This window comes from Longimicrobiaceae bacterium (genome assembly GCA_035696245.1).
In the GTDB taxonomy this organism is placed as follows: domain Bacteria; phylum Gemmatimonadota; class Gemmatimonadetes; order Longimicrobiales; family Longimicrobiaceae; genus DASRQW01.
Map to the genome: position 1 here is coordinate 1 of DASRQW010000218.1, position 9,854 is coordinate 9,854.

The window sequence follows — 9,854 nt, forward strand, 5'->3', positions numbered from 1 at the left end:
ATGTACGGCGGACGGCCGTTCTGGGCGAGATGCCGGGCGTCCCGGCGGATGCGTGGCCGTCCGCCTGCGCAGTCAGTGCGCGCCGCGCTGGTTCCTCGCGAAGTCGTCGGCCACCTGCCGCAGCACGCGCTCCACCGCGCCGCCGCGGCCGGGGAAGAAGAGCGCGTCCGAGAGCGAGTTGAGCGCCACGCGCAGGTCCGCGAACTGGTCCGCCGCGCGCACGAACAGGTCGCCCAGGCCATGGCGCAGCGCCAGGTCGCTTCCCGCGGCGGTGCGGAAGCCTGCCGCGCCCAGCTCGTCGTAGTACGACAGCGGCGGCGCGCCCCGGCGCTGCACCCGGTGCGTCACGTGGTCCGGGAAGACGCCGGCCAGCCACAGCGCGTAGTTGCCCAGGTGCACGCGCAGCAGGAACTCGCGCTCGCCGCGGGCGCGGTCCAGCGCCGCCAGGATGTCGGCCAGGTAGAAGAACGGCTCGCCCTCGCCGCCGTCCACCGCGTTGGCGCGGCCGGCGGTGCCGAACTCCAGCAGCACGGCAGCGGTGTAGTCCGCCAGCTGCCGGTCGGAGATCTCGCGCTGGAGCAGCGCGTGGCGCACCAGCAGGTAGAACACGAGCGGCGCGGGCGCGGCGCTCACCCGCCCGCCGCGCAGGATGGCGCTGAGCATCCGCGCGTCGTCCAGCAGCGCGTCCAGCCCGCGCTCGCGCAGCAGCTCCTCGGCGCCGGGGCCGCCGAGGGCCACCAGCAGCTCCGCTTCCCGTCTCCCGAACGACGCGCGTACGTTTGGCTTGATCATGCGGTTCCTCCAGGCAAGGGTACCTGTTGGGTCGTACAGGCCGGCGCGGCGGATGTTCATCCCCCGCGCCTACCGTACATCTCCGTCATCGCACATGCAACGCTCGTGCTGTCGGGAGATGCAGCCGCAACGCGCCTCCCGCACGCTGCGCGATGCCGGACGAGCACCGGCCGTCCATCTGCCTGCCTCCGCCGTCCGCCGCCCGTCGCGCATCGGCGGAGGCGCGGCGGGGGCGCGCGGTCCCCGGCTTGCGTCCACCGCGTCCGCATCTGCCGAGACGCGTCACGAGATGCGGATGGGCCGGTGCGCATCACCCCGAAAATCCCCAGACCGACGAAGCATGCGACTGCCGCTGCCGGGCCCATGGCAAAAGCTGCTGGGCGACGAGACCGAGAAGCCGTACTTCGCCAAGCTGCGCGAGTTCGTGGACGCCGAGCGCGCCGCGCACGAGGTCTATCCGCCGGAGGACGAGGTGTTCACCGCGCTCCGGCTCACGCCCTACGACGAGGTGCGGGTGCTGGTGCTGGGCCAGGACCCGTACCACGGGCCGGGACAGGCGCACGGGCTGGCGTTCTCGGTCTGCCCCGGCGTGCGCCCGCCGCCGTCGCTGGCCAACATGTTCCGCGAGCTGCGCGACGACCTGGGGTGCACCATCCCCAACAACGGCTATCTGGTGCCGTGGGCGCGGCAGGGCGTGCTGCTGCTGAACGCCGTGCTCACAGTGCGCGCGCACGAGCCCAACTCGCACAAGGGCAAGGGCTGGGAGACGTTCACCGACGCCGTGATCCGCAAGGTCGCGGAGAAGGACGACCGCGTGGTGTTCGTGCTGTGGGGCGGCTACGCGGGCAAGAAGGAGGCGCTGATCGACGCGGGCCGGCACACGGTGATCCGCTCGGCGCACCCTTCGCCGCTCTCGGCCCGGCGCGGCTTCTTCGGCAGCCGCCCGTTCTCGAAGATCAACGCGGCGCTCCGCGAGGCGGGGAAGCCGGAGATCGACTGGCAGATCCCCGACCTGTAGCCGCGCATCGTCCCGGCTCTCTGGGCGGATCGGGCCGGCGGAGATACGATGGAAGACGAGCGAGGCCGTCCGCGCGGTGCGGACGGCCTCGCCGTGCATGTGTGCCCAGCATGGATAGTGGTCCGGAGGTGAAAGTCCTCCCGGAACTTGGTCGTAGGGACCGAAGCGAGCCGCAAGGCGCCGACCGTGAGGAGAGCGCTGAAAGAAGCGGGGTAGCGAACCCGTCGAGCCGACGAACAGAAACCGGATAGGAGGCGTAGCCGAGCAGGGCGAGCGTCCAAACAAACGCGAAGCTCTCACGACCAAAGCTCAGGCTGCGTAGATCCGGCGGTTGTGCGGGGAAGGCCACTGTTCTTACCTGGGGAGATCTCGCCTTGCGCCTGAAAGGGCGACGTGCGATGGAGTGACAGCGCGGAGCGAGAAGTCAGCCGAGGCCGTAGTAGTCGGACGGTTTGCCACAGATGGCGCTTGGGCCCCGCCCCGCCGGTGAAGGGCCGAACGGAGAGGAGAGCGAAACGACGTTGCGTCTCGGAAGGGCAATGCACCAGAAGACCATGCAGATGGAGCTCCCGCTGGAGGATAGGGGTGAAGCCCCGAACGTACGGCGGAGCGGTGAAGCCAAGCCGGCGGCGCAGGGAAACGAGCGCTCGGGAAACGGCGACCTGATGGAGCGGGTGGTCGAGCGCGGCAACCTGTTCTCAGCGTTGAAGCGCGTGCGGAAGAACAAGGGCAGTCCGGGCATCGACGGGATGCGCGTGGAGGACCTGGCGGCGTATCTGCGGGAGAACTGGGAGCGGATCCGAGCGGAGTTGCTCGCGGGAAGCTACCGGCCTTCGGCGGTGCGTCGTCACGAGATCCCGAAGAGCGGGGGCGGGATGAGGCAGCTTGGCATCCCGACCGTGCTCGACCGGTTCATCCAACAGGCGATCCTGCAGGTGCTGCAGCCGATCTTCGACCCCACGTTCAGCGAGCACAGCTACGGATTCCGGCCGGGGCGGCGGGCGCACGGCGCAGTCTGTCAGGCGCAACGCGATGTCCAGTCGGGCCGTAGATGGGTCGTGGATGTGGACCTGGAGAAGTTCTTCGACCGTGTGAACCATGACGTGCTGATGTCACGTCTGGAGAAGCGGATCGGGGACAAGCGGCTGCTCAGGGTGATCCGCCGCTACCTGGAGGCCGGGGTGCTGGCCAACGGAGTGGTGGTGGAGCGGCACGAGGGCACGCCGCAGGGCGGGCCGCTCTCGCCGCTGCTGGCGAACGTGCTCCTGGACGAAGTCGACCAGGCGCTGGAGCGGAGCGGGCACGCGTTCGTGCGATACGCCGATGACTGCAACGTGTACGTGCGGTCGAAGCGGGCGGGCGAGCGGGTCCTGGAGCGTCTTCGGGCGCTCTACGCGAAGCTCCGGCTGAAGGTCAACGAGGACAAGAGTGCGGTGGCGCGGGTGTGGGACCGCAAGTTCCTGGGCTACAGCTTCTGGGTAGCAAAGGGACGAGAAGTCAAACGCCGCGCCGCGCCCAAGGCCCTGGAGGACTTCAAGGAGCGCATCCGGCAGATCACCAGCCGGAACGGGGGGAGGTCGCTGGGGAGGGTGGTGGAGGAGCTACGGGCGTACCTGCTGGGCTGGAAGGCCTACTTCCGACTGGCGGACACACCGGGAGTCTTTCACGACCTCGACCAGTGGATCGCCCGAAGGCTGCGGATGGTGCAGCTCAAGCAGTGGAAGCGTGGGCGAACGGCGTACCGGGAGATGAGAACTCGGGGAGTGCCCGAACAGCTTGCCGCGGTCGCCGCCAAACACACGCGAAGCTGGTGGAGAATGTCCCGCCACGGCGCGCTCCAGACCGCCCTGCCGGGTAAGCTCTTCGAACAGATGGGCCTGCCGCGGCTTCGACCACACTGACCTCAACTCTCCGAACCGCCGGATGCGGACCCGCATGTCCGGTGGTGTGGGAGGGGTGCAGCCGGACTACCCGGCTGCCCCCTATCCCGATCTGCCTGCCAAGCTACACTTGGGATGGGGCGCGGTGCCGCTCATCCGCCGCCGGCCTGCTACGAGAAGAAGCAGGTGATGGACTGCCAGGTCGTGCGGTACTCGGCGGACGCGTCGATGCACGGGGCGAGCGGTTCCCGGCGAGTGCGGAGCGGGAGATGGACGGCTTCCGGCGACGCGTCAGAAACGCCCGATGCCGGTGCGTTGCATAGTAGACGGACGGGGGAACCCCGCGCCGATCGTACCCGGTCGCAAACCCGCAGCGAAGGAAGGCCGCAATGTTCAAGGTCCTGGAGTCCGGAGCCAGGAAGCGCCGCGTGTGGAGCCCCATGACCATCACGGTCTCGGTGGCGGCGCACGCGCTGGTCTTCGGCGGCGCGGCGTACGCGGCGACCCGTCCGGCGCCGCCAAAGGAACCCGGGGCGGTGTACATCGACATCGGGTCGGTGCCCACGCCGCCGCCGCCGCCCGCGCCAATCCCCCAGCAGCCGCGCGTGGACGAGCCGCACCTGCGTGCGCCCGTGACCGGGCAGACGATCGTGATCCCGGCTCCCACGACGGTGCCGGACTACATCCCCGCGCCGGACCTTACGGCCACTCCCATCCGCCCGGTAGACGTGACCGGCATCGGCAAGCCGGGCGACGTGATCGGGCCCGTCTCGCCCGGCGACGGCCGGCCGCCCACGGGAACCACGGCTCCGGCGGCGCCGAACGACGTGGTGGACGAGGGCATCCTGGACGCCGGCGAGCGGCCCCAGCTCAGCAACCGCGGCGAGCTCGTGCGGCTGTTCGAGCGGTACTACCCGCCGCTGATGCGTGACTCCGGGATCAGCGGGCGCACGGTGGTGCGGTGCGTGGTGGGCACCGACGGGCGCGTGGAGCCCGAGACGATCGAGATCGTGGAGGCCACGAACCCGGCGTTCGCGGACGCGGCGAAGAAGGCGGCGGAGAAGTTCCGCTTCCGTCCCGCGTCTATGATGGGGCAGCCGGTGCGGGTGCTCATCTCCATCCCCATCGACTGGACGCTCCCCCGGTAAGCCGCGCATCGGCCGCGAAGGCAGGAGGACAGAAGGACGGAGGAGGCCCGGCGAGCGCATCGCCGGGCCTCCTCGTTTTCATCCTCCGTCCTCCATCTACCGAAACGTCCAGCCGATGTGTCTCGGGAGATGCGAGTTACGGCGGGGCGGGCGCGGGCGTGTCGGAAGCGCGAGGGGCGTTGCGGGCGTCCCACCACGTCTTCGCGGCGGTGGCGGCCATGATCAGCACGCCGCCGCAGATGGCCCACGTACCGGGCCGCTCGCCGTGCACCAGCCACGCCCACACGGGGTTCAGCGCGGGCTCCACCAGCAGCAGCGTGGACGCCTCCAGCGCGGGCACGTGCCGGATGCCGGCGCTCACGAACAGGTAGGCCACCGCGATCTGGAAGACGCCCAGGTAGCCGATCACCAGCCAGTCCGCCGTGGTCGCGTGGCCCACGGGAAGCGCGGGGGCGAGGCAGACGAGGAAGGCGATGGCGTTGCCCGCAACGACGGTGGGGATGGCCGAGCCCTCGCCGCGGCCGCCCATCCACCGGAGGCCGATCACGGTGAGCGCCCACGCCAGGCCGCTCAGCAGCGCGAGCACGTTGCCGCGGCCGGGGTCCGGCGCGGTGGCGAGCGGCTGGTTGGCGCCGAGCAGGAACATGAGCAGCCCCGCGCCCACCACCGCCATGAACGCCACGTCGCCGCGGCGGATGCGCTCGCGCAGCAGGAACGGGCTGAGCAGCAGGATGTAGAGCGGCGCCGTGCTCTGCAGGAAGATGGTGTTGGCGCTCGTGGTCAGCTTGTTCGCGAGCACGAAGAGCACCATGGTCGCCGCGTACGCCACGCCCACGGGCAGCACGTGCCACGTCCACCCGCGCCGCGCGGCGGGCACCAGCAGCAGCACCGTGGCCGCCGCCACGCCCGAGCGGAAGCTGGCCACCTGCCAGCTCGTGAGCGACGCCGCCTTGATGGCCGCGCCGCCCGTGGAGAACAGCAGCGCCGCGGCGATGATCTGGAGACGGCTGGCGGTGCGGGGACTCACGTGGGCGCCGTTCCGGTTCGCGCGGGAGATAGTGGGAGACGGCGCTGAATCTACCGCGCCCGCCCGCGCTGGCAATCCGCAGGCGCATCCGTCGCGACGCGCCGGCCGGGGATGGTGGACGGCGCGGGGCGGCACGCATAGTGCTTTCCGGCGGGGCGGATTGGATTCGACAAACCCTGTACACAATGGAGCCTTGAGATGGCCGAGCAGCCGAAGATGGGGATCGAGACCGCGCCCGCCGGGAAGAAGCTGGAGCAGCTGTACGGGCTGGTAGAAGGCATCGAGACCGCCATGCTCACCACGCGCCGCGCGGATGGGCACCTGGTGTCGCGGCCCATGGCCACGCAGGCGCGCAGCGAGGGCGCGGACCTGTGGTTCGTGACCGATGGCGAAAGCCACAAGCTGGACGAGCTGGAGCACGATCCGCACGTCAACGTCAGCTACTACCGCGACCGCACCCGCGAGTGGGTCTCGGTGAGCGGCACCGCGCGCATCTCGGTGGACAGGGCCAAGATCCACGAGCTGTACCGGCCGGACTGGAAGGCGTGGTTCGGCGACGGGGGCGGCGCCCGCGACGGCGGGCCCGACGACCCGCGCCTCACCCTCGTGGCCGTGGACGCGGACTCCGTTGTCTACATGGTCAACGACACACCCCGCCCCGTGGTCCTCTTCGAGGTCGTGAAGGGCATCGTCACCGGCCAGCCTCCGCAGATGGGCGAGACCCACGAGCTGAACGCCCAGGAGATGAAGTCCGCCCGCTAGCTCCCCGCAGCCAGTTGGGCGGAGGCGGGGCGAAGAGCGGCTCGGCGGCGGCGGGCGGACTTTCGTCGACCCGTTCCGCTCTGCGGGGCGTCGGAGTGGAAAACCTGTATCTCTCACACGCCCTGCTCGCGCGGACGACGATTGCCGTGGTGCACACGAAGCGGCACACCCACTGCGCGTACACACGCTCGGTGCGCAGGCTGAAGTGCTTCAGCCGGGCAGTCTGCCTGACCTGCTCCAAGAGCTTGGGTTCTGTCACCGGGCCTCCCGAGATGGGAGAGAAATGGAAGGGGTACACTCTCGGTCCAGATAACGCGCTCGGCAAGAGCGCTATGCCTCCACGCGCGCGCATAGCCGCGTGACACCCGTCGTCCGTTCAGGAGATCGGGTTGCGGGGCCGCGAGTTACCGGCCTTGACGCTAGATTGTGAGCGTGTTATCTGGATGCAGATGGAATCCGCTAGGCGCGCTCTCCCCGAGCGATATCTGGAATTATGTCCAGTGAACAACAAGTTAGGCCGCTGGGCAAGCATCGCGGCAGCCCCAGGGGATCTATCCCGCGGCTGCCGTGTGCTTCATCCTGGTGCGTCTCAGGCGGCGAGTCGCCGTACCACCTCACGCGCGCCCTTCCGGTACACCCGTGAGGCACACCAACTCGTCGTCCGGGTCGCGTACCTCCCACCAGCGGCTCTTCGTCTGCTTCACGATGGTGTAGGCGGGCTTCGCAGCGGCTACGGGCGCGGGATCATCCTTCGGCTCCTTGTGCATCGTGCGCTCCATCCTCTTGACCCGAGCCGTCCAGCAGGGCAGCTTTGGTGAGCGGGCGGCCTTCGGGTCGTTCCGTGTGTGAGGCTGGTCGTTCCTTCTTTGCGGGAGAGCGGCCAGCCTCTTTCATTTGCCCTGTGCTCACAATATAGTGTTCACCAGCTACACGGTCAACACAAATTTGTGAGCACAGAATTCCAGATGGAGGGCCAGTTGGAGAGCGCAGACATCGTCGGGCTTGTTCAGCGCGTGCTCCGCGACGGGCCGTTCTCCATGCGGCAACTCGCCGATGATGCCGGCCTGAAGTACGACGTGCTCCGCGGGTGGGCGATCGGGCGAAGGACGCCGACTGCGGAGAATCTCTCTCGCATGGCCGACGGATTCGAGCAGCGCTCTCAGCAGCTCCAGCGGATCGCGGACGAGTTGCGCGAAGCTGCGACTGGACGGCCTTGAAGAGCATCCCGACCGGGCGACGACCGAGCGGGGGCGCGGCCTAACAATCGGCTGCAGGGGATGCGGGGCCTTGCATGTTATCGGGCGCGGCGGAAGCCTTGCGCGGCGGCCCCGCACCCTGACCCTTGTGTTGTTCGCCGGCTCTACTGACGTTCGATCATCGCCGCAATATGGAACTCGCCCTCGTCGCACTGATTCCCGCCGGCTTGCCAGGGCTCCAATGGCGCCGCCGGCTCGCCAGTCTGAGGCTGGCCACGACCATGGCCGCTCTGGCCGTGCTTCGGCCTGCGGGCCTATGCGACACGATCACGGATCCGCCACTGACCCGCCCCGCGCCCGAGGGCCGAATCCCCCGTCCCCCCGTCACCGCGCCCGTGCAGATTTTCCTGGCGTTCGCTGCGGGTACATTGCTGAGCGCCGGGTACGCCCTTCATCCGGCTTGGTGGGCCCCCTGGTTCGCCCCTGTGCTGCTGCTCGTGGCAGCCTCAGGCACACGCCTTCCCGCGCAAGCCATCGGCGCCATGGCCGGGGCGGTGGCGACGACAAGCGTGTTGGCTTACTACGGGGAGATGATCGGCTGGCCGACGACGCTGTTGATCGCCGTCGCACGCGCGGCCTCGTGGATGTTCGCGGTCCGGCTGACGATCTCGGCTACCCGGTATCTGCCGCTGCAGGGAACGGTATTCGTTCTCCCCGGCACCATCGCTGCCTTCGAGCTCGTGGCACTGCGGGCCTCGCCGCACGGAGCGGCAGGGAGCCTGGCCTACAGCCAGATGAGCGTGCCGGGTGTGATCCAGATCGCGGCGCTCGGCGGCGTGTGTGCAGTCGTCTTCCTGGTGCTGCTTCCGGGCTCGCTGGTGGGCCTCTGTCTCTCCAGGCGCTACCCTCGTGCGGGGAATCGGACGGCAGGCGCCCTGGTCGGCGTGATCGTCCTCGTCGTGGCTCTATTTTCCGCTGCTCGGATCTATGCTCCGCAATCAGGACGCACCGTGCCGGTCACGCTCATCGCGACGAACCGGTACGATGGTGTCCCGGCTGGCTGGGAGGACGTATGGACAACGTACCGCCCGGCGGTCGTCAGGTCCGCCATACCCGGCGGGCTCGTGGTGCTACCCGAGAAGCTCGTCCTGCTCGATCGCGACGATGCTGCCCGCGCCGCGCAGGACGTTCTTGCCGTAGCCCACGGGACCGGCGCGGCAATCATCATCGGTATCGAGACACGCGACGGCGGAGTCTACCTCAACCGGGCCCTGATGGCGGCACCGGATGGCCGCGCCACCTGGTACGACAAGCAACGGCTCGTCCCCGGCTGGGAGGCGCGCGACACCCCCGGCGACGTACCGGTGTTTCTCGAGGTCGTGGGTACGCGTGTGGGCATCGCCATCTGCAAAGACATGCACATCCCGGAGATCGGTCGACAGTACGCGGGTAACGCAGCGATCATGGCCGTACCATCGTACGACTTCGGTCGCGATGGGTGGATGGGTGCACGAATGACGGCAATGCGGGCTGTAGAGAACGGCTTCGCGGTTGCGCGCAGCGCGCGAAACGGACTCGTGAGCGCCTATGATCGAACGGGTCGTGTGCGGGTTGAGCGTCCGGTAGGCGATAGCATCACAGTTGCGACAGCGATCCTCCCCGCCGTGGGAGCACCGACCCTCTATGGTCGAATGGGTGACGTGTTCGGGTGGTTCTGCCTGGGCGGAACCGTACTGCTGTGGATCTGGCTCCGTTTGGCCAAGCGGCGGGAGAAAGTCATGTTGCGCAACCACAACCGCTGAGCCACGGTGAGGGATGACTTCGCCGAAGCGGAGGCGCCGTCTGGTATATCCGAGTCCGCACGGTCGGCGCGTGCTCAGTTGCGGGTTCAATACCGCCATAGCGGGGGTCTTCCGGCCGAGATGCTTGCTCCCGATCCTTAACCCCGCCGGCGAACCAGTCGTTGGAGCGGACCTTCGGCAGTTCAACTCGGTCGTTAGGCTACGGGCCTAACAATCGGCTGCAGGGGAT

The 9,854-nt window shown here is 68.9% G+C and carries 9 protein-coding genes; 6 read left to right on the plus strand and 3 right to left on the minus strand.

Going from position 1 to position 9,854, the window contains the following annotated elements; translation table 11 throughout:
- Positions 1–72: 72 nt before the first annotated feature.
- Positions 73–792: a hypothetical protein gene (locus VFE05_10255; GenBank protein ID HET6230438.1), complete on the minus strand. Its 720-nt coding sequence runs from the start codon at positions 790–792 to the stop codon at positions 73–75.
- Between the two features lie 340 nt (positions 793–1,132).
- Here VFE05_10255 and VFE05_10260 point away from each other — a divergent pair, with 340 nt between their 5' ends.
- The 3 genes from VFE05_10260 to VFE05_10270 all read left to right on the plus strand — a co-directional run bounded on the left by VFE05_10260 (position 1,133) and on the right by VFE05_10270 (position 4,838).
- A complete protein-coding gene (locus tag VFE05_10260) occupies positions 1,133–1,810 on the plus strand; it encodes a uracil-DNA glycosylase (protein ID HET6230439.1) in 678 nt (225 codons plus the stop codon).
- A 461-nt stretch (positions 1,811–2,271) separates the two neighbouring features.
- Complete coding sequence (ltrA, locus tag VFE05_10265; protein ID HET6230440.1) at positions 2,272–3,711, plus strand: group II intron reverse transcriptase/maturase; 1,440 nt, start codon at positions 2,272–2,274, stop codon at positions 3,709–3,711.
- A 368-nt stretch (positions 3,712–4,079) separates the two neighbouring features.
- Complete coding sequence (locus VFE05_10270) at positions 4,080–4,838, plus strand: TonB family protein (GenBank protein HET6230441.1); 759 nt, start codon at positions 4,080–4,082, stop codon at positions 4,836–4,838.
- A gap of 136 nt (positions 4,839–4,974) precedes the next feature.
- Here VFE05_10270 and VFE05_10275 read toward each other — a convergent pair whose 3' ends face one another.
- A complete protein-coding gene (locus tag VFE05_10275; GenBank protein HET6230442.1) occupies positions 4,975–5,865 on the minus strand; it encodes a DMT family transporter in 891 nt (296 codons plus the stop codon).
- 198 nt (positions 5,866–6,063) lie between these two features.
- On the opposite strand from VFE05_10275, the gene VFE05_10280 reads away from it, so the two are divergent.
- Entirely contained in the window at positions 6,064–6,627 is a 564-nt protein-coding gene (locus VFE05_10280) for a pyridoxamine 5'-phosphate oxidase family protein (protein ID HET6230443.1), read from the plus strand.
- Positions 6,628–7,241: 614 nt separating this feature from the next.
- Here VFE05_10280 and VFE05_10285 read toward each other — a convergent pair.
- Positions 7,242–7,394 (minus strand): hypothetical protein, encoded by a 153-nt coding sequence (locus VFE05_10285; protein HET6230444.1) that lies wholly within the window; start codon positions 7,392–7,394, stop codon positions 7,242–7,244.
- Positions 7,395–7,592: 198 nt separating this feature from the next.
- On the opposite strand from VFE05_10285, the gene VFE05_10290 reads away from it, so the two are divergent.
- Positions 7,593–7,844, plus strand: a complete 252-nt coding sequence (locus tag VFE05_10290) for a helix-turn-helix transcriptional regulator (protein ID HET6230445.1) — start codon at positions 7,593–7,595, stop codon at positions 7,842–7,844.
- Positions 7,845–8,218: 374 nt separating this feature from the next.
- Entirely contained in the window at positions 8,219–9,625 is a 1,407-nt protein-coding gene (locus tag VFE05_10295; protein ID HET6230446.1) for a nitrilase-related carbon-nitrogen hydrolase, read from the plus strand.
- Positions 9,626–9,854: the final 229 nt, after the last annotated feature.